General features: G+C 65.7%; 16 protein-coding genes and 1 pseudogene. 14 read left to right on the top strand and 3 right to left on the bottom strand.

Annotated elements, in window-relative coordinates; genetic code table 11:
- The 14 genes and pseudogenes from SE91_RS23680 to SE91_RS37230 form a co-directional block, all read left to right on the top strand.
- On the top strand, positions 1-569 hold a 569-nt coding region (locus tag SE91_RS23680), incomplete at its 5' end, for an ABC transporter ATP-binding protein C-terminal domain-containing protein (protein ID WP_063921312.1).
- 3 nt (positions 570-572) lie between these two features.
- Complete coding sequence (locus SE91_RS23675) at positions 573-1,277, top strand: ABC transporter ATP-binding protein (RefSeq protein ID WP_008556914.1); 705 nt, start codon at positions 573-575, stop codon at positions 1,275-1,277.
- A 6-nt stretch (positions 1,278-1,283) separates the two neighbouring features.
- Entirely contained in the window at positions 1,284-2,165 is an 882-nt protein-coding gene (locus SE91_RS23670; protein WP_061849327.1) for a branched-chain amino acid ABC transporter permease, read from the top strand.
- Positions 2,162-3,161 (top strand): annotated as a pseudogene (locus SE91_RS23665) (branched-chain amino acid ABC transporter permease). Before SE91_RS23670 ends, SE91_RS23665 begins: the two are co-directional and overlap by 4 nt.
- A complete protein-coding gene (locus tag SE91_RS23660) occupies positions 3,142-4,068 on the top strand; it encodes a polyphosphate kinase 2 family protein (RefSeq protein WP_061849325.1) in 927 nt (308 codons plus the stop codon). The pseudogene SE91_RS23665 and the gene SE91_RS23660 overlap by 20 nt, the downstream one beginning before the upstream one ends.
- Positions 4,065-5,102, top strand: a complete 1,038-nt coding sequence (locus tag SE91_RS23655; protein ID WP_061849324.1) for a patatin-like phospholipase family protein — start codon at positions 4,065-4,067, stop codon at positions 5,100-5,102. Before SE91_RS23660 ends, SE91_RS23655 begins: the two co-directional genes overlap by 4 nt.
- Positions 5,103-5,834: 732 nt before the next feature.
- Entirely contained in the window at positions 5,835-8,168 is a 2,334-nt protein-coding gene (locus SE91_RS23650; RefSeq protein ID WP_061849323.1) for a mechanosensitive ion channel domain-containing protein, read from the top strand.
- A gap of 211 nt (positions 8,169-8,379) precedes the next feature.
- Entirely contained in the window at positions 8,380-10,032 is a 1,653-nt protein-coding gene (locus SE91_RS23645) for an NAD-dependent malic enzyme (protein WP_082813924.1), read from the top strand.
- Positions 10,033-10,348: 316 nt separating this feature from the next.
- The gene (locus SE91_RS23640) at positions 10,349-10,741 is read left to right on the top strand and encodes a BlaI/MecI/CopY family transcriptional regulator (RefSeq protein ID WP_008556955.1); all 393 of its coding nucleotides are present in this window, start codon (positions 10,349-10,351) and stop codon (positions 10,739-10,741) included.
- A complete protein-coding gene (locus SE91_RS23635; RefSeq protein WP_061849321.1) occupies positions 10,738-13,257 on the top strand; it encodes a M56 family metallopeptidase in 2,520 nt (839 codons plus the stop codon). Before SE91_RS23640 ends, SE91_RS23635 begins: the two co-directional genes overlap by 4 nt.
- A 163-nt stretch (positions 13,258-13,420) precedes the next feature.
- Positions 13,421-14,887, top strand: coding sequence for a DUF1800 domain-containing protein (locus SE91_RS23630; protein ID WP_061851275.1), 1,467 nt, complete (start codon positions 13,421-13,423; stop codon positions 14,885-14,887).
- A gap of 2 nt (positions 14,888-14,889) precedes the next feature.
- Positions 14,890-16,140 (top strand): DUF1501 domain-containing protein, encoded by a 1,251-nt coding sequence (locus tag SE91_RS23625; RefSeq protein ID WP_061849320.1) that lies wholly within the window; start codon positions 14,890-14,892, stop codon positions 16,138-16,140.
- A gap of 303 nt (positions 16,141-16,443) precedes the next feature.
- Positions 16,444-16,962: a septal ring lytic transglycosylase RlpA family protein gene (locus SE91_RS23620; protein ID WP_061849319.1), complete on the top strand. Its 519-nt coding sequence runs from the start codon at positions 16,444-16,446 to the stop codon at positions 16,960-16,962.
- Positions 16,963-17,057: 95 nt separating this feature from the next.
- Complete coding sequence (locus SE91_RS37230) at positions 17,058-17,213, top strand: hypothetical protein (protein ID WP_008556973.1); 156 nt, start codon at positions 17,058-17,060, stop codon at positions 17,211-17,213.
- 254 nt (positions 17,214-17,467) lie between these two features.
- On the opposite strand, the gene SE91_RS37225 is transcribed toward SE91_RS37230, so the two are convergent.
- The 3 genes from SE91_RS37225 to SE91_RS23605 all read right to left on the bottom strand — a co-directional run.
- Positions 17,468-17,773 carry a hypothetical protein gene (locus tag SE91_RS37225; RefSeq protein WP_008556975.1) on the bottom strand — a complete coding sequence of 102 codons (306 nt, stop codon included), beginning with the start codon at positions 17,771-17,773 and terminating at the stop codon, positions 17,468-17,470.
- A gap of 83 nt (positions 17,774-17,856) precedes the next feature.
- Positions 17,857-18,129, bottom strand: a complete 273-nt coding sequence (locus SE91_RS23610) for a hypothetical protein (protein ID WP_008556977.1) — start codon at positions 18,127-18,129, stop codon at positions 17,857-17,859.
- A 128-nt stretch (positions 18,130-18,257) separates the two neighbouring features.
- The coding region (locus tag SE91_RS23605) for an alpha/beta hydrolase (RefSeq protein ID WP_156490044.1) at positions 18,258-19,708 on the bottom strand (1,451 nt) is incomplete at its 5' end.

Here is a 19,708-nt window from a genome sequence, read left to right as displayed (position 1 = left end):
GCCTGCCGCCGCACCGGATCATCAACCGCGGCATCGGCCGCACCTTCCAGATCCCGCGTCCCTTCCGCCGCCTCACCATCTTCGAAAACGTCGCGCTCGCCGGCTTCTACGGGCAAGGCCGGCACAGCCGCGTCAAGGCCGAGGAAGCGGCCGAACGGTCACTGGCGATGGTCGGCCTGCCGACCGACCGCCATGCCAGCGTCGATGGCTTGGGGGCCGCCGGCCTGAAGAAGCTCGAACTTGCGAAAGCGCTCGCCACCGCGCCGCAGCTGCTGCTCGCCGACGAGAGCCTGGGCGGTCTCGACGAGGCCGAGATGGACCAGGCCGCGGACATGCTGCGCAACATCCGCGACGAGCTCGGCATCACCATCATCTGGGTCGAGCACATCATGGGCGTGCTGATGCGCGTCGTCGATCGCGTCATGGTGCTCGATCACGGGGAGAAGATCTCGGAAGGCCTGCCGAGCGCAGTTGCGGGCGATCCGCGCGTCATCGAGGTCTATCTCGGCACCGATGCCGAGACCACGCAGGCCGCGGCCGCCGAAGCGCGGCGCCGGGCAGGAGGCTAGCCGATGCTGGAGCTCCGCGGCGTCAATGCCGGCTATGGCACATTCCAGGCGCTATTCGGCGTCAACCTTGATGTCAAGGCCGGCGAGGCCGTCGGCGTCATCGGCCCAAACGGCGCCGGCAAGACCACCCTGATGCGCGTCATCTCCGGCCTGATCCGGCCCTCGCGCGGCGCGATCAAGATGGAGGGCGTCGACCTCGTGGCGACGCCTTCGCACAAGATCGTCAGCCTCGGCATTGCCCATGTGCCGGAGAACCGCCGGCTGTTTCCGCAGCTCACGGTCGACGACAATCTCAAGATGGGCGCCTTCATGAAGGAGGCGCGCGGGCACTATGCCGAGCGGCTCGAGGTCGTGTTCGACCTGTTCCCACGCCTGAAGGAGCGGCGACACCAGATGGCCGGCACTATGTCCGGCGGTGAGCAGCAGATGTGCGCGATCGGCCGCGCCATGATGTCCAATCCGAAGCTGCTGCTGCTGGATGAACCGTCAGCCGGCCTTGCGCCGGTCGTGGTGCAGCAGGTGTTCGAGCTGGTGAAGCGGATCCGCGCCAGCGGCCTGACCGTGCTGATCGTCGAGCAGAACGTGCAGCAGGTGCTGAAAGTGGTCGACCGCGCCTATCTGATCGAGGCGGGCACGATCAGGGCGTCCGGCACCTCGGCCGAGATGCTGGCGAGCGACACGGTCAAGGAAGCATATCTCGGGGTGTGAGGGGGCATGCAGGCATTTCTGGACGTCTTCGACATCTATTTGCTGGAGGCCGTGATCAATGGCATCCTGCTCGGCGGCGTGCTGGCGCTGCTGGCGCTCGGCCTCAACCTGATCTTCGGCGTCATCGACGTGACCTGGATCTGTTACGCCGAGCTCGTGATGATCGGCATGTACGGCATGTACTTCATGGTGCAGTATTACGGCGTCAGCTATTTTGTCGCCGCGCCGCTCACCGTGGTGCTGGTCGCCGTGCTCGGTGCGGCCCTGCATTACCTGGTGATCGCGCCGCTGCTCACTGCGCCGCCGATCAACCAGCTGCTCGCGACCGGCGGCGTGCTGTTCGTGCTGCAGAGCTTTGCCACCGTCGCCTTCGGCATCGACTTCCGCAATCTCGGCATCCGCCTGCCGGTGCTCGCCTTCGGCGAGATGAATTTCAGCTATGCGCGGCTGCTGTCGTTCGTGGCCGCGCTGGTCGGCATGGTCTGTGTCTATCTCTTCATGACGCGGACTTTCACCGGCACCGCGATCCGCGCCATCTCGCAGGACCGGCAGATCATGGCGCTGATGGGCGTCGACACCAGGCGGATCTATCTGATCACCTCGGCGCTCGGCGGCGCCCTGGCCGGGCTCGCCGCGTGCCTCCTGGTGCTGCAATATGACGTGCATCCCTTCGTCGGTCTCTCCTTCGGGCCGATCACCTTCCTGATCTGCGTGCTCGGCGGCCTCGGCAATTTCATCGGCGGCTTCATCGCCGCCTTCGTGTTCGCGGAGATCATCTCGCTCGGCGGCCTGTTCTCCGACCTCGAATGGGGCTACGTGCTCGCCTTCGCGTTCTTCATCGTCATGATGTTCATCCGGCCCGCGGGCCTTTTGGCGAGGCGCCGATGATGGGGCAGGGGCGGCTTGCGGCGTGGGGGATCGGATTGGCGGCGCTGGTGGCGCTGCCCTTTGTCTATCGCGATCCCTATCATCTGCACATCCTGGTGCTGATCCTGATCTGGTCGTTCGCCTACACGTCATGGTCGATGATGGGGCGGTTCGGCCTCGTCTCGCTCGGGCATGGCGGCTTCATGGGCATCGGCGCTTATGTCACCGCGCTTCTGTGGAATCATCTCGGCCTGTCGCCCTGGATCGGCATCCCCATCAGCATGGTCGCGGCCGGCGCGCTGGCGCTGATCGTCGGCTATCCCTGCTTTCGCTTCCGCATCACCGGGCATTATTTCGTGCTGGTGACGCTGGCGCTGTCCGGCATCGTGCTCCAGGTCATCACCGCGACCCGCGACTATACCGGCGGCTCGCTCGGCTACACGCCGAACCGCGCGTCCGGCAACAGGCTGGTGGCGTTGCAATTCGACGACAAGACGACGTGGTACCTGATTGCGCTCGCGGTCTGGCTGTTCGGCATCGTGGTCTGGCACTGGGTCGATCGCAGCATGGCGCGCTATGCGCTGGAGGCGATCTCGGAGGACGAGGACGCCGCCGCTGCGGCCGGCGTCGACGTCACCGCGGAGAAGCTGAAGATCACGCTGCTCAGCGCGGTGATGACGGCGCTCGCCGGCGCAATCTACTGCCAGTATCAGATGTTCATCACGCCCGACACCGTCAGCGGCATCGCGGTGTCGCTGCAGATGGTGTTTGCGGCGATCGTCGGCGGCCTGTTCGTGTCGCTCGGCCCGACCATAGGCGCCATCATCACCATTATGCTCGCGGAGACCCTGCGCATCGGCTTCGGCACCAAGGCGGTCGGCTGGGACAACCTCGTCTACGGCGTATTGCTCGTGCTTTTCATCATATTCCTTCCCAAGGGCATCCTTGGTAGCGTGCTCGACCGATTGAAGCCGCAACGCAAGGTATCCCCGAACTCATGAGCAAGAAGCCGTCTAGATCGACCGCCGGACAACTCGACCGCTACATCACCCCGTTCCGTTACGATGGCTCCGGCAAGTTTCACCTGAGGGATCACAAGACCGACGAGAAGGGCGATCTCGACAAGGAGAAGGCGCAGGAGATCCTCGAGGCGAACAAGGAGCGCCTCGTCGAATTTCAGGAGAAGCTCTACGCCCAGGACCGCTGGTCGCTGCTGATCGTATTCCAGGCGATGGACGCCGGCGGCAAGGACAGTGCGATCAAGGCGATCTTCGAAGGCATCAATCCGCAGGGCTGCGAGGTCCATCCTTTCAAGGCGCCGAGCAGCAAGGAACTCGACCACGATTTCCTCTGGCGCCACGCCGTCGCGCTGCCCCAGCGCGGCCATATCGGCATCTTCAACCGCTCGCATTACGAGGAATGCCTGGTGACGCGCGTGCATCCGGAGATCCTCGCCAAGCAGAAGCTGCCGCCGAGACTCGTCACCAAGAACATCTGGAAGGAGCGGTTCGAGGATATTGCCGCCTGGGAGCGTTATCTCTGCCGCAACGGCACCGTGGTGCTGAAATTCTTCCTCAACATCTCCAAGGAAGAGCAGCGCCAGCGCTTCCTCGACCGGCTGGAGGAGCCGGCCAAGCAGTGGAAGTTCTCGATGGACGACATCAAGGAGCGCGCGTTGTGGCCGCGCTACCAGGCGGTCTATCAGGACATCGTGCGCCACACCGCTACGGCTCACGCGCCTTGGTATGTCGTCCCCGCCGACCACAAATGGTTCGCGCGCGTCGTGATCGGCTCGGTGATCAATGCAGCGTTGGAAAAGCTGGACCTGCGCTTTCCGCGCGCGGACAAAGCCTCGGCGCAGGAGTTCGACGATGTGCGCAAGGCGCTGGAGAAGGAAGGCAAGCCAGGCAGGAAGCGAAGGTGACGGAAAGCGGGCCTGCAAACCGGAAGAACGTCAGCTTCGCGCTCCAAGGCGGCGGCGCGCATGGCGCCTTCGTCTGGGGCGTGCTCGACCAGGTGCTCGAGGACGGCCGGCTCGCGATCGAGGCGGTCAGCGCCACCAGCGCCGGCGCGATGAACGCGGTGGCGATGGCCTCCGGCATGGCGAGGGGAGGCGCGGAGGCGGCGCGGCAGGACCTGCACGCGTTCTGGTACGAAGTGTCGCGCATGGACATGGCGTACGATCTGCTCTCGCCGCTCAACCAGTGGATCCAGGCGCTGAAGCTGCCGCCGGAATATCATCCGGTTCATGCCTTCATCCACACGCTGACGCATACCGTTCCGCCGAATTTGCTCAACCCCTTCCACTTCAATCCGCTACGCGCGCTGTTGCAGCGCGTGGTCGATTTCGACCGGCTCAATTCCTCGCCCGAGGCGCCGCAACTGTTTCTCAACGCCACCAACGTCCGCACCGGCAAGATCAAGGTGTTCCAGAGCCCGCATCTCACCGCGGAGACCGTGCTGGCCTCGGCCTGCCTGCCGCCCTATTTCCAGGCCGTCGAGATCGACGGCGAGCATTTTTGGGACGGCGGCTATCTCGGCAATCCCGCGATCTATCCGCTGATCTACCGCAAGGGCAGTCACGACGTCCTCATCGTGCAGGTCACGGCGATTCGGCGCGACGAACTGCCGACCAGCGCGGCCGACGTCCTCCATCGCATCAACGAGATCAGCTTCAATTCGTCGCTGATGCGCGAGATGCGCGCGATCGCCTTCGCCACGCGGCTGATCGACGATGGCGAGCTCGACAGCAACAGGCACAGCCGGATGTACATGCATTGGATCGGCAACGACCAGCTGATGTCGCAGCTCGGCACCGCCACGCAATTCCATCCCGAATGGAGCCTGTTGTGCCGCCTGCGCGACGAGGGCCGCGCGGCGGCGCGAAGTTGGCTGGAGCGCAACTTCGACTCGGTCGGTAAGTCCTCGACGGTCGACCTCGCCGACATGTTTCTCTAGGCCGCAGACCAAACTGCGAAAACAACCCCATGCACAGTAGACGGGCGTAGCGGAATCAATGGCTTGCCGGTGGCATCACATGATTGCGGATTTTACGAAATCGAATTGACGCGTCGGGCAAAACAGGAGCATGATGTCACCATACCATTCCGGGAACCGGCACATTGAAATGTGATCTTTCACGTCATTGATCTTGCTTGACAGTTTTGTGTCGCGGGAGGAGCATCACGGTGGTCGCCAACAAGCGACGCGCAACGTCCACCTCATGAGCAAGGGGAGGTCTATGACACCACCTCCGCAAATCCAGCCGCGTTGATTGCGATGGAGCTCGTTCGGACTATCGCATAGCGGCGGAAACCGCGAACGGCACGCCGGGTCAAGGTTTAGAGGGCTGCATCAGTGAGGCAAAGCCCCTACCTTCCCGGCGCTGTATTTTTGACACGCGCCCTTCGACGAACCTGACACGTTGGTAGAGTCCGTAGCCTCGAACTCCTTCTCGCTGAGCTTTCCTCCTCGTCGTGATTCCGGGCACGCGCTCAAGCGCGGTTCTCTTCATGGGCCCGCCACGGTTCCCCCGATCCTGCATTGCGGCAAATGCCAAGAGAATGTCGCCGCGAAGGCCAACTTCCGACACAGGCTCGGGGCGAATAGCGCCAATCCGACATGACGCATGTGCTTCGGCGGTGACGGCCACGACACCGCGGGTGCATTCATTTTTTTCAGGGAATCCGCGTGTCGCATAAGCTTGTCCCGGCGCTCCTCGCCGCTCTCTTCCTCGCGATCTCATCCCTCTCCGGTGCCCGCGCCGAAACGCCGGCTGCGAGCAGCGCGGCCGCGCTGTCGCCTGACGAGGCCAGGCGAGCGCTCGACACGCTCCAGGACGACAAGAAACGCGCGCAGATGATCGATACGCTGCGGGCAATCGCGAATGTATCCGGCCCGCAGCAGCCGGCAGCGACCGCGCCCGGGCAGAAATCGCCGATTCCGCTGGCGGCCGACGGCCTCGGCGCGCAACTCCTGCTCACGGTGTCGGAGGAGATTCAGGAGATATCGGGCGAGATCGCCAGCATGGCCCGGACGCTTACGCATTTTCCGGCGTTTTATTACTGGTTCCTGCGCACCGCGAATGATCCCGCCGCCTACAATCTCCTGATCGAGATCGCCTGGAAGCTGGCGCTGGTGCTCGGTTGCGCCCTTGCGGCCGAGTGGGTGATCTTCCGCCTGATCCGCCGCCCGGTCGTATTCCTCGAGGGACGCGTGCCGCAGACGGCGCGCCTGCCGGCACAGGTGCTGCCCACAATTGACCCGCCGTCATCGGTTGCCGACGTCACTCCGGCCCCCGAGCTGAACAAGCGCCGTCACAGCCTTGCGCGCGTCTGGCAGGTCCTGTCGCGGCTGCCCTTCGTGCTGGGACGCTTCGTGCTCGAGCTGCTGCCGGTGGTCGTCTTCGTCGGCGTCGCCACCGCGCTCCTCGGCACGGAGATCGGTCAGCCCACCACCGTTCGCCTCGTGATCCTCGCGGTCGTCAACGCCTACGCGTTCTCGCGCGGCCTGATTTGCGCGGTCCGGGCGCTGGCGGGACCGTTCGGCGTGTTTCCTGTCAGGGCCGAGACCGCCGCCTATGTCGAGATCTGGGCGCGCCGCATCGTCGGCGTCGGCGTCTCCGGCATCGCCTTTGCCAATGTAGCCTTGCTGCTCGGCTTGCACCGCGCCGGCTATGCCGCGTTGCTGCGCATGGTAATGCTGGTCGTGCATCTCTTCGTCGTCGTCATCATCCTGCAATGCCGCCGCCAGGTCGCCGAAGCGATCCGCGCGCCGGCTGAGCGGCAGGGGATCGCGGCCCGCCTGCGCAATCGCATCGCCGGCGGCTGGCACTATCCGGCCATTGCGCTCGATCTCGCGCTGTGGGCGGTGTGGGCGCTCAACATCCGCAACGGCTATTCGCTGCTCTTGCAGTATTTCGTCGGCACGGCCGTGGTGGCGTTGATCACGCGCGTCGCCATCATGCTGACGCTGAGCCTGATCGACCGCGGCTTCCGCATCAAGCCGGAGATCCTCCAGCGCTTTCCCGGCCTCGAGATCCGCGCCAACCGCTATCTGCCGATGCTGCGGAAGATCGTATCGGGCGTGATCGCCTTCATCGGCTTCGTGGCCGTGCTCGAAGTCTGGGGCGTGGACGCCATCGTCTGGTTCTATGGCGGCCAGATCGGCAGCCGGCTGATCTCGGCCGTCGTGACGATCGGCCTCGCCGTTGCCATCGCAGCCGCGATCTGGGAGGCCAGCAACGCGCTGCTGGACCGCCAGATCAATACGCTGTCGCGGGACGGCCACTATGCCCGCGCCGCGCGCCTGCGCACGTTCCAGCCGATGCTACGCACGGCGCTGCTCTGCCTGATAGGGACCGTTGTCGGCCTCACCGCGCTGAGCGAGATCGGCGTCAATGTCGCTCCGTTGCTCGCGGGTGCCGGCATCGTCGGCATCGCCATCGGCTTCGGATCGCAGAAGCTGGTGCAGGACCTCATCACGGGCCTGTTCCTGCTGCTCGAGAACACGGTGCAGGTCGGCGACAATGTCAGCGTTTCAGGATTGTCGGGCGTGGTGGAGAACGTCTCGATCCGCACCATCCGCCTGCGTGCCGGTGATGGCGCCGTGCACATCGTGCCGTTCAGCGCGGTCACGACCATCACCAATGCCAGCCGCGGCGCCGGCAATGCCTCGGTCAGCGTCAACGTCGCCTACAAGGAAGACACCGATCGCGCCGGCCAGATCCTCAAGGACATCGTCGACGAGATGCGCAGTGAGCCGGATTTCCGCGCGTTGATTCGCGGCGATCTCGAGCTCTGGGGCATCGACAAGGTCGATGGCGCGATGGTGTCGATCGTCGGCCAGATCCGCTGCACCGAGGCCGGCCGCTGGCCGGTCCAGCGCGAATTCAATCGCCGCATGAAGCAGCGCTTCCAGCAGAACGGGATCCAGGTCGCATCCGCGACACAGACGATCCTGATGCATGTCGTGCCACCGTCCGACAGCGCCGCCAATCTGACGCCGCGGCGGGCGGCCGGATAGCGGCTCGCCACGCCCTCCCCGGAATGACGAGGGGGAGAGAAAGCGCTCTTGCTCTCTGCTTTGCCGCGCTGACCGCTTGACCGACGGTGTCCCCACACAGTCTCGCTGCGGTGCGAGATCACAATCGATGCACGAGTCCCAACGTCCTTGATCTCTGGGGAGCGCTGGCCGACAATGCCTGCGGTTCAATAAGAGACTTTTGGGGGAATTCGTGAATAGACCTGCCCGGGTCGCTGCCCAGCCGACATCATCCGATCAATCGCATGGCATGACGCTGCTGCGCGATCCCTTGCTCAACAAGGGCACCGCCTTCACGGAAACCGAGCGCGAGGCGCTGGGTCTGCGCGGCCTGTTGCCGCCTTGCGTGCTGACGATGGAGACGCAGGCCCAGCGCGTCCTCACCAATCTGCGCACGCTGCCGACGGATCTGGAAAAATACGTCGCGCTGAACGCGCTGCATGACCGCAACGAGGCGCTGTTCTTCCGCGTCGTGGTCGAAAATATCGACGAGATCCAGCCGATCATCTACACGCCGACCGTGGGGCTCGCCTGCCAGAAATACGGGCTGATCTTCCAGCGGCCGCGCGGCATGTTCATCTCCTCGCGCGATCGCGGCCAGATCGCGGAGATCCTGAAGAACTGGCCTTATCAGGCGAGGCTGATCGTCGTCACCGACGGCGAGCGCATTTTGGGACTTGGCGATCTCGGCGCCAACGGCATGGGGATTCCGGTCGGCAAGCTCTCGCTCTATTCGGCCTGCGCCGGCGTGCATCCCGAGCACTGCCTGCCCATCGTGCTCGACGTCGGCACCAACAATGAAGAGCTTCTGAACGATCCCTATTATCTCGGCCTGCGCGAGCGGCGACTGACGGGCGAAGCCTATGACGGCTTCGTCGACGAGTTCATGCAGGCGGCGCGCAAGACCTTTCCCGGCGTGCTGATCCAGTTCGAGGATTTCGCCAACCATTCGGCGTTCAAGCTGCTGCATAAATATCGCGATGAAGCCTGTGTCTTCAACGACGACATCCAGGGCACCGCGGCGGTGGCGCTGGCCGGCCTGTTCTCGGCTTTGCGCATCTCCGGCGGCAAGCTCAGGGACCAGCGCATTCTCTTCCTCGGCGCGGGCGAGGCGGCGACCGGCATCGCCGACCTGGTCGTCTCCGCCATGATGGCGGAGGGCGCATCCGAAGCGGAAGCGCTTCGCCGCAACTGGCTGGTGGATTCCCGCGGCCTCGTCGTCGGCGGCCGTGACGGCCTCTCCGGCCACAAGCTCCGCTATGCGCATGCCGACCAGGCGCCGATCGCAGATTTCCTCACCGCGATCAAGACGCTGAAGCCGACGGCGATCATCGGCGTCGCCGCGGTCGGCGGCGCCTTCACGCCCGAGGTGCTCAAGACGATGGCCGAGCTCAACGAGCAGCCGATCGTGTTCGCGCTCTCCAACCCGACCTCGAAGGCGGAATGCTCGGCGGAGGATGCCTATCGCTATACCGAAGGCCGCGCGCTGTTCGCCTGCGGCAGCCCGTATGACCCGGTGAAGCTCAACGGCCGCACCTTCGTGCCGCGTCAGGGCAACAACTCCTACATCTTCCCCGGTGTCGGCCTCGGCGTCATCGCCAGCTGCTCGCGCCTCGTGACCGACGAGATGTTCATGGCGGCGGCGCACACGCTCGCCGACTGCGTCGGCAAGGACGACCTCGCGCAAGGCAGCCTCTATCCAGCGCTGCCGCGCATCCGCGAGGTTTCGGTCCGCATCGCCGCCGCCGTGGCGGACGTCGCCTATCAGCGCGGCCTCGCCGATGGCCCCGCGCCCAATGACGTGAAGGCCCTGGTACAGTCGCTGATGTACGAGCCGAAATACTGAGGCTTGCAGCTCGAGCTGAACGCGTGGAGGCGCTCCTCACGCCAGCCTCTCCCCGTCAGAACGGGGAGAGGGTGCGATAGAGCGGGCGCCCCTAGCCTCTCCGCGCTCTTCGGCGGGGAGAGCTCGGACCGCCCGCGATCCGGGTGAGGGGCGAGGTACACCGCCAATCGGGTCCGAAGTCCGTCCGGCTCGTCAGGTGTCAGGCTGGTGTCAGGTCAGCGCGCGACACTATTTCCGGTGGAAACGCCGTTGTCCCGCGCGCCGGTATATGCGACAATCTGTAGCATTACAAGAAAACTCAGCGCAAGGAACTGCCATGGACGATCGTTTGCCCGAACTGGGAGATCTCGAGCGCGAGGTCATGCAATTGGTTTGGGCCCATGGTCCTGTCACGGCCGAAGTGGTGCGCGAGCGATTGTCGCGGCGCCTGAAAGAGTCGACGGTTCGCACCGTGCTGCGCCGGCTGGAAGAAAAGGGCTATGCCACCCACACCGTGGACGGCCGCACCTATGTCTACCAGGCCGCCGAACCGCGCGCGCGCGTGGCGGCCAAGGCGGTGCAGCGCATCGTCGACTGGTTCTGCAACGGCTCGATCGAGGAAGTCCTCGTCGGCATGGTGGACAACAAGATGCTCGACCAGCAGCAATTGCGAACACTGGCCGACCAGGTGGCCAAGGCGAAGAAGGCGAGGGGAGTGAAGAAAGAATGATCGCAACTCTGGCGGAGGCGGCGCTACGCTCCTTTGTGCTGGGAGGCGTCGTCTGGTTCGCTCTCATCCTGTGTCGCGTACGCAATCCGCACGTTCAGATGACGGCGTGGGTGGTCGTGCTCCTGGCATCGCTGGCGATGCCCTTCGTGATGCACTGGCCGACGCTGACGATCACCCGGCCGCCTCTGCCCATGCCGGCGCCTGCCGATGTTTTGCCGGCCGACGTTTCGATGCTGGAGATGCCGCAGTCCGCGCTGCCGGTCGCGCCCGGTGCGGCGATTGCGCCGCCCGCCAGCAACGGCCTTTCGATCAATTGGTGGCTGGTCGCCACCATCGTCTATGCCGTCGTCGCGGCGTGCCTGCTGCTGCGGCTGATGATCGGGCTCTGCCTGACCTGGCGCATGGCACGGGCGGCGACGCCGATGAAGGGCTCGCCGTCGATCGCTGCCGACGTGCGCGTCAGCCGCGACGTCGGCGGTCCCGTCACCTTCGGCTCGACCATTCTGGTGCCGCCGCAATTCGCCGGATGGGACGCGCGAAAGCGCAACGCCGTGCTCGCGCATGAGGGGGCGCATGTCGCCAACCGTGATTTCTACGTGCTGCTGCTGGCCTCGCTCAATCGCGCGGTGTTCTGGTTCAGCCCGTTCTCGTGGTGGCAGCTTGCGCGCCTCGCCGAACTCGCCGAGATCATCAGCGATGCCCGGGCGATCGAGATGATCGATGACCGGCTGTCCTATGCGGAAATTCTGCTCGACTTTGCCAGCACCGTGAAGCCGCGGCCGGTCGAGCTTGCGATGGCGCGGGCCTCGACCGTGCGCGCCCGCGTCGAGCGCATCATCGCAGCCACCGCGATGCCCGTCCCGGTCGGCTGGCGCAAGCGACTGACGATCGGCGCCGCGATCGTCCCCGCCGTGATCGTATCCACCGGCATGATCGCCTATCGCACACCCGAACTCGCGCCTGTTACCGCCGAGCTCGGCGAGGTGCCGGCCCAGCATTACCGCCCCATCGTCAATTTCTATGCCATGGGTCCGGCGTCGGTGTTCGCGATCTTCCGCGAAGGCGACGAGCTCTATGGCCAGCTGACCGGGCAGCGCAAATTGCGCCTGGCGGTTGGGAGCGACGGCATCGCGTCCTACCCGGCCTCGTCCGGCGAGATCACGTTTCCGCTCGAAGCGGAGCGCCGCTCCTCCGAGCTGACGCTGCGCATGAACGGTCGCGACATCCGCGCGGTCCGTGTCGCAGAGATGCCTGCGTCGGCCGCCGATCCTGCAGCGCTCGATCAATATGTCGGCTGGTACAGGGCCGCGCCGAACCGCGTGCTGACCGTGCGCCGCGACGGTGACCGGCTCCAGGTGGAGGAAACCGTGCGGGGCCCGGCGGCGCTTCTCGCCGAGGGCGCCGATGTCTTCTCGATCCGTGGCGACAACCTCCTGATCTTCCTGCGCGACGAGCAGGCCAAGGTCTCGCGCGTGCTGGTCCAGAACGCGATCTCCGGTGCGCGCCTCGCGCCGCGGATCGACGCGGCGGTGGCGCAGGCGATCGAGGCCGACTTCGCGCGCCGCGTCGCGGAAGTCCCGGATCGTTTCCGCGAGCAGGTTCCGGTTTCCGGCGGCAAGGAGATGATCCTGCGCGGGATCGAGGATCTGCGGCACGGCACGCCGAACTACGATCGCATGAGTGCGCCGCTGGCTGCGAAGATCCATCGCCAGCTCAACGAGACGCAGGCAACGTTCGTGGCGCTCGGCGCCCTCGAATCGGTCTTCTTCCGTGGCGTTGGCCCCGGCGGCTACGACATCTACGGCGCCAAGTTCGAGAACGGTACGGCGGAATTCCGCCTGCTGCTCGAGCCCGACGGCAAGGTCGGCGACGTGATCTTCCGGGCCGACGGCAATGACGAACTCGGCGGCATCGTGCGATGCGCGGAGGAGGCAAATGTGCGTGGCCACGCCGGCACCTCGCCGATCCGGATCATGCTCTACAACGAGCTGGGCGACGACATCCAGGTGTTCAATCTCGATGCCGACGGCAGTCGCAAGGCGCAGAGCGTGGTCAGGCCCAACATGAGCTGGACCGCCACGACGACCGTGAACAGCCCCTGGGTGATTGCAGACAAATCGGGGCGATGTCTCGAGATCCTGGTGCCGGGCCGGCAGACGCGTTTTCACAATGTCGAGGCGACGAGCCTCGGCGCAAGACCGGGACGGGCCGCGCGCCGTGCCGTTCCGATCGCCAGTGGCGAGGAGATGCTGCGCCGTTACATCGAGGGCGTCGGCAAGGGACAGCCGGACTATGAGCACATGACGTCGGAAGTCGCCGACATCACGCGCCAGCAGCTGCCGTTCGATCAGGCGATCCTGGCGCGGCTCGGCGCGTTGCGCGCGGTCTCGTTCCGCGGCGTCACGGCGCTCGACAGCGACATCTATATCGCCCAGTTCGCCAACGGTTCGGCGGAATGGCGCATCGGTGTCAGGAACGGCACGATCACCAAGATCGCGCTCGGGCCGAACTTCTGAAAATTTCATCGCGTGTCGGGAGCGCGGCGGCTCCCGATGTCTTGACCGCCGGCGCGGCCATTATCCGCTTGCCGCCTCACGCCCGTAATGCTACATAATGTAGCATTACATTTCGTAGCTGTATGCCGCGTTGCTGGCAGGCTCGAAGAATTGGGCATCCGCCATGAGCGATCCTGTAAAGGCAAAGGCCGTTTTGGCGCTTCATCGCTTCGGGATGGGGCCCCGGCCGGGATCGGTTGCCGCGATCGGCGCCGACCCCCGCGGCGCTTTGATTGCCGAGCTCGAGCGGCCGCTGCTGTTGTCTGCCGCCGCGAACCTCCCTTCCAGTGCCAAGGCCTATCGCACGGTCGCCGACGCTAATGCGCGGCGGACGGCGCGCGCGAAGCAGGCGCAGCAGCAGGCGAAGAAGCAGATGGCGTCGGCGTCCGCTGCATCGGAGGTTACGCCTCAAGCGGCGACGCAGGGACAGGCGCAGGGTCAGCAGAAGGACGCCGCCGAGATGGCGGCGAAACAGGCGGCCGACGCCGTTCCCGATCCTGGCCGTCCGATCTACTTGCAGGAAGCCAAGCTGCGCACGGAAGCTGCGCTTGCCGCCGACATCGGCTTTGCCGAGCGGCTGGTGTGGTTCTGGTCCAACCATTTCTGCGTCTCGGCCAACAAGATCCAGAGCATGTCCGGCGCCTACGAGCGCGAAGCCGTGCGTGCCAACGCGCTCGGCCGCTTCGCCGATCTCCTGCTCGCGGTCGAAGGCCATCCGGCCATGCTGTTTTATCTCGACAATCTGGAATCGATGGGCGCCAGCTCGATCGCCGGCATCAACCGCAACCGCGGTCTCAACGAGAACATCGCGCGCGAGATCATGGAGCTGCATACGCTCGGCGTGCGCGCCGGCTACACGCAGGACGACGTCATCAGCTTCGCCAACGTCATGACCGGCTGGACGCTGGTGCCGCCGGGTGCCGATCCCCAGCATGGCGGCGAGTTCATTTTCAATCCGCGTCTGCACGAGCCGGGCGGGCAGACCGTGCTCGGCAAGCGCTACGAGCAGGACGACGTCGAGCAGGGCCGCGCCGTGCTGCGCGATCTCGCCGCGCATCCGGCGACCGCGATCCATGTCGCGACCAAGCTCGCTCGCCATTTCGTCGCCGACGAGCCGCCGCCCGCGCTCGTCGCGCAGATGGCGAAGACCTTTCGCGACACCGAGGGCGATCTCAAGCAGGTTGCTATCGCGATGGTGTCGTCGGACGATGCCTGGCGGGGGCCGCCGTCGAAGCTCAAGCGGCCCGGCGAATGGGTCATTGGCATGGCGCGCGCAGCGGGCGTCACGGTGGTCGATCCCGTCCGCTACACCGCCGGCCAGGAGCTGCTCGGCGAGGCGCTGTGGCGTCCGCCGGCGCCGAAGGGCTATCCGGATGATGAAGTGAGCTGGATCGACGGCGTCGGCCGCCGGCTCGACCTCGCCAACAATCTTGCCGAGCGCATCAGCGGCAAGGCCGATCCGCAAGCCATCATCGAGGATGTCTGCGCATCGCAGGTCGCGAGCGAGGTGAAGCAGGCGGTCGGCCGCGCCGAGAGCCGGCAGCAGGCGCTGGCGCTCTTGTTCATGTCGGCGGATTTTCAGAGGAGGTGAGCATGGGCGTCGTCGATCACCTGCCTACGCGGCGCGAGCTTCTGGTCGGTTCCGGTGCGCTGTTCGCATGGAGCCAGATGCCACGGATCGCCCGCGCCGAGGGACGCGATCCGCGCCTGCTCGTCATCGTCCTGCGCGGCGCGCTCGACGGACTGGGTGCGGTCGCACCCGTCGGCGATCCCGACTGGATCGCCTTGCGCGGCGATCGCGCGCTGGTGCTGGACGGCAGGCCGGCGGCGCTGCCGCTCGATTCCTTTTTCGCGCTCAATCCGGCGATGCCGAACCTGCATCGTCTCTACAAGAGCGGCAAGGCCGCGATCGTCCATGCCGCCGCGACGCCTTATCGCGAGCGTTCGCATTTCGACGGCCAGGACGTGCTCGAAAGCGGCATGTCGAAACCCGGAATGACCGCGTCGGGATGGCTCAACCGTGCGCTGGCCGCGCTGGAATCGGGCGGGCGCGTGGATCCGCGCGGCAGCCTCGCGCTCGGCATCGGCTCGGTGACGCCGCTGGTGGTGCGCGGCTCGGCGCCCGTTATGACATGGGTGCCGCAGAAGCTGCTGTCGGCCAGCGAGGACACGCAGAGCCGCCTGCTCGACATCTATCAGCACACCGATCCGAAGCTTGCCACCGTGCTGCAGGCGCGGATGAAGCTTGCTTCACTCGGCGGCACGCCGGGCGCGGGCGAAGCGATGTCGGATGATCCGACGCTGGCGCCCCCGGGCATCGCACGGGTGCGCGCCTACTTCGCCGACGCCGCCGGCACGGCCGCGCGCTATCTCGCCAGGCCCGACGGCCCGCGCGTCGGCGCCATGGGCTTCGTCGGCTGGGACACGCATATCGCCGAAGGTGCGGCCTCGGGTCAGCTCTACAACCTGCTCGGCGCGCTCGATGGCGCCTTCGCCGCGATCGAGACCAATATGGGCGCGGCATGGGGCGAGACGGTGGTCGCCGTCGTCACCGAGTTCGGCCGCACTGCGCGCATCAACGGCACGCAAGGCACCGATCACGGCACCGGCACGGTGGCGTTCCTGATCGGCGGCGGGCTCGCCGGCGGCCGCGTGATCGCGGACTGGCCGGGGCTGAGGCCGGCGCAGCTGTTCGAGGATCGCGATCTCAAGCCGACCACCGATCTGCGCGCCGTGCTGAAGGGGCTGCTGCGGGATCACCTGCGCGTCGAGGAGAAGGTGCTGGCTGAGACGGTCTTCCCCGGTAGCGCCGACGTCAAGGCGATGGGCGGCCTCGTGGCCTGACGCGCGATGTGCACGTTGACGCAACGAGAGCTCGATTTCCTCGCCGGGTTGCAGACGAACTGGCGAAGGCTCTATTGGCGTGAACTGATGCGGCTCCTGGAGGGCGTTGCTCCGTCCGCGCCCCGTACGACCAACTGACACTGCCGTCCGGCTCATCTTGCGAGCCTGTCCCGATTCAGGACAGCGACTGTGGTGGAATCGTCACAGCTGGCGCGAAACGGCGGCGGCCCTACGCGCGCTTTTGTTCCGACAAGGTTCTGCCCTCATTGCCCACCGAAAATCCGGCCGTTCGGAGGGCGTACCATGTCTCGCATTGCACGTGCCGAAACTGCCCGGATTTCCTTCGCAACTTCGTGCCGGCTGCTGCTCGCCATAGCAGGCGCCGCCTCGCTCGCCGCCTGTGCGCAATCGCCGGTCGGCCGCCAGAAGGCCGATCTCGCAGGTACCGGCCGGCAGGCCGCGCTGGAGCGTCCGCAGAAGGTGGCCGCGCTGCATCCGCGCCCGATCAGCCGGGCGCGTGTCCCCGTTGGTCAGGCAAAGCAGACGGCCTCGCACGGCGTTGCCAGCTTCTATTCGGATACGCAGACCGCGAGCGGCGAGAAGTTCGACAAGAACGAGCTGACCGCCGCGCATCCCACCCTGCCATTCGGCACCAAGCTGCGCGTCACCGACACCTCCTCGGGCCGCTTCGTCACCGTCAGGGTCAATGATCGCGGGCCTTATATTCGTGGGCGCGTGGTCGACGTGTCGCCGTCCGCGGCCGAGGCGCTCGGCATGGTCGACAAGGGCATCACCAATGTCCGGCTCGACGTCGTGCAGTAGGACAAGATCGGCATTGCGCCGCTTAACCGGCTGTTAGCGGCTTCTCAAGCACCATGGCTCTCCAACAATTTTGGGGCTTTCGGGGGAGGCGGCGTTTGACCACGATCCAGTATCTCGAAGATCAGGCCGCGCGTGCCGAGCGGCTGGCCAAACGGATCACGGATACGCTGACGATCGAAAAGCTCCTGACCTTCGCGGGCGAGCGCCGCCGCGAGATCGAGGTCATCGCCGGCAAGCGCCGCAGCGCATAACTTCTGCGTTCCATGCCCTAGTTGCATTTCGCCCCGCTGCCAGGTGCGGAACTTCTCTTTCTCTCGGGCGTCATCCCGGCGATACAAGAGGAGGACATCATGGGTCTTGGACGAGGTGCTTTGCTTTGGATGCTTGGAATTCCACTGCCGATCGTTCTGCTGCTGGCGTTGTTCTGGCGGTAATTAAAGTCGGCCACACGAAAAGCGCCGCGGAAGCGGCGCTTTTTTGTTGCCGTTGCAGCTGGCGTACGTGCTTAGCTGTGGCTCTCGACGAAGTCGCTGAGATAGTCGGGCAGCGTCACGCCGTCGATATCGCAGCGCGCCTTGATCTCGCCTGCGACGTCGGTCGAGATGTCCTTCATCCAGTGCTCGAGCGTGTTGAACGAAATCACCTTGACAGGATCGTTGAAGCAGCCGGCGACGAGCTCGCCGATGGTGGCTTCGAGATCGCTGCGCTCAATGCGGATTTCGGTCGACCGGTCGAGGCGATCGATCACCACGAACAGAGTCTGGTCTGCGCCATAGGGCACGACCGGAGAGGGCAGGCCAGCTTCAAGCATGTGAGGCGCTCGCGTCTTGGCTTCCGATCTCCGACAACGGGAAAAACCAGAAGAAGGTTCCTACGCACAGGCTTGTGAAGCGCTCAGAGAAATTCCCTCAAACGCGAGAGCTCGAGGACATGCTCGGGCGAGAGGATCTCGGTCACGAGCGGTGGCTGCGCTTTGGTGCGGATTTCATAGAGGTGCCGGGTTGCCGCCGGCTTGGCCATGAACGCCGAGATGCAATCGTCGAGCGTGCCTTCGATGACCTGGTAAGGCTCCCGGTCGGGCTGGCGCTGATTGGCCAGCGACGGCCATTTATGCAGCGTTGCAAGCGCGCCGAAATCGACCTTTGAATCCCCAGCCACGTCTCCCATCGTCCCGCCTCACGCAAAAAGAACCCCAGTACGCGGACTTGCGCACCGGGGCTTACACCTGTCGCTGCATCTCAATGCCAAGCTCTCAACGCGGTGGCCGGGTAAAGGTTCCCGGCCACTTGCGCCTATCAGCTGGCGGCGGCTGCGATCCTGTGGCCCGGGCTGGCATGGCCCTGGTTGCTTTCATCGCCGCGGCTGAGCTCCGGCGGCAGCCCGGCGAAGCGCCGCAAGGCTCCGGCCATCTGCAGCCGGCCCGGCGCGCCCGTGATCACCACGTCCACCATCGCGAAGGACGAGTGGAAATGGCCGCGCGCCTTGAGCTGCTCGACCTGGACACCGGCGGCTTCCATCGCCTCGGCATAGGCGACGCCTTCGTCGCGCAGCGGATCGAACTCGCAGGTGACGACAAAGGCCGGCGGCAGGCCGGCGACCTTGCCGCGGAGCGGCGAGACGCGCGGATCGGTGCGGTCGGCCGGCGAGCAATAGAGATCCCAGAACCAGTACATCAGCCCGCGTGTCAGGAAGTACGCGGTCGCATTCTCCTCGTAGGAGGGCCGATCGAAGGTGCAGTCGGTGACCGGGCAGACCAGAAGCTGGCCGGCGATGGCGGGACCGCCGCGGTCGCGCGCGAGCTGGCAGGTGACGGCGGCGATGTTGCCGCCGGCGCTCCAGCCGGCGACCAGCACCGGGCCTGGCTTGCCGCCGAGCTCGGCGGCGTGCTCGGCTATCCAGCGCGTCGCCGCATAGCCGTCCTCGGCCGCGGTGGGGAAACGATGCTCCGGCGCATGGCGATAGCCGACACTGACGAAGATCATGCCGGTCCGCCGCACCATGTCGCGGCAGAACGGCTCGTCCGACTGCTCGTCGCCGAGCACCCAGCCGCCGCCGTGGAAATAGACCACGACCGGATGCGGCCCCGGCGTTGCCGGCTTGTAGACGCGGTAAGGCAGCGTGCCGTCGGCAATGGGCAGGGTGCCGTCGACGATCTCGCCGATCGGTCGGCCCGCAGGGCGGCCCTTGTTGAACTCGTTGACGAAGGCGCGGGCGCCGATCGCGCCCATCGACTCGATCGGCGGCAGGTTCAGCGACGCGAGCAGGTTCAGCACCAGCCGCACGTCGGGCTGGAGGCGCACCACCTCGCCGTCATTGCATTGCGTAGCGCCATTGGGGCCGGTGAGCTTGAAGCCGAGCATGCCACGGCTCACCACCTCGTCGCAGATGCTGCGATAGGGGCCGACGCCTCCGGTATAGGGCATCAGGCCCTGCACCTTGCCGGGCACGTTGGCGCCCGTGTACCAGGTGTTGGCGAGCCGGTGCAGCGTCAGCATCGCGCAGTCGGCCATGTGCCGGCCCCAGCCCGCCTGCGCCGTCTCCGTCGGCTCCATCGTGGTGAAGCCGGCATCGCGCAGCGCGGCAAGGCGATCGACCACCCAGTCGACATGCTGCTCGATCGACACCGCCATGTTCGACAGCACCGACGGGCTGCCGGGCCCGGTGATCATGAAGAAGTTCGGGAACCCCTCGACGGTGAGACCGAGATAGGTCTGCGGCCCCTGCGCCCAGACGTCGGAGAGCGACT

It is taken from the genome of Bradyrhizobium sp. DOA1, assembly GCF_001593325.1.
Taxonomy (GTDB): Bacteria; Pseudomonadota; Alphaproteobacteria; order Rhizobiales; family Xanthobacteraceae; genus Bradyrhizobium.
This window is presented reverse-complemented; position numbering and strand designations above follow the sequence as displayed.

Bases quoted from the DNA above. Each gene is read 5' to 3' on its own strand.
- SE91_RS23620 (WP_061849319.1), top strand. From the start codon at position 16,444: ATGTCTCGCATTGCACGTGCCGAAACTGCCCGGATTTCCTTCGCAACT.
- SE91_RS23670 (WP_061849327.1), top strand. From the start codon at position 1,284: ATGCAGGCATTTCTGGACGTCTTCGACATCTATTTGCTGGAGGCCGTG.
- SE91_RS23660 (WP_061849325.1), top strand. From the start codon at position 3,142: ATGAGCAAGAAGCCGTCTAGATCGACCGCCGGACAACTCGACCGCTAC.
- SE91_RS23630 (WP_061851275.1), top strand. From the start codon at position 13,421: ATGAGCGATCCTGTAAAGGCAAAGGCCGTTTTGGCGCTTCATCGCTTC.
- SE91_RS37225 (WP_008556975.1), bottom strand. From the start codon at position 17,773: ATGCTTGAAGCTGGCCTGCCCTCTCCGGTCGTGCCCTATGGCGCAGAC.
- SE91_RS23610 (WP_008556977.1), bottom strand. From the start codon at position 18,129: ATGGGAGACGTGGCTGGGGATTCAAAGGTCGATTTCGGCGCGCTTGCA.
- SE91_RS23640 (WP_008556955.1), top strand. From the start codon at position 10,349: ATGGACGATCGTTTGCCCGAACTGGGAGATCTCGAGCGCGAGGTCATG.
- SE91_RS23635 (WP_061849321.1), top strand. From the start codon at position 10,738: ATGATCGCAACTCTGGCGGAGGCGGCGCTACGCTCCTTTGTGCTGGGA.
- SE91_RS23625 (WP_061849320.1), top strand. From the start codon at position 14,890: ATGGGCGTCGTCGATCACCTGCCTACGCGGCGCGAGCTTCTGGTCGGT.
- SE91_RS23675 (WP_008556914.1), top strand. From the start codon at position 573: ATGCTGGAGCTCCGCGGCGTCAATGCCGGCTATGGCACATTCCAGGCG.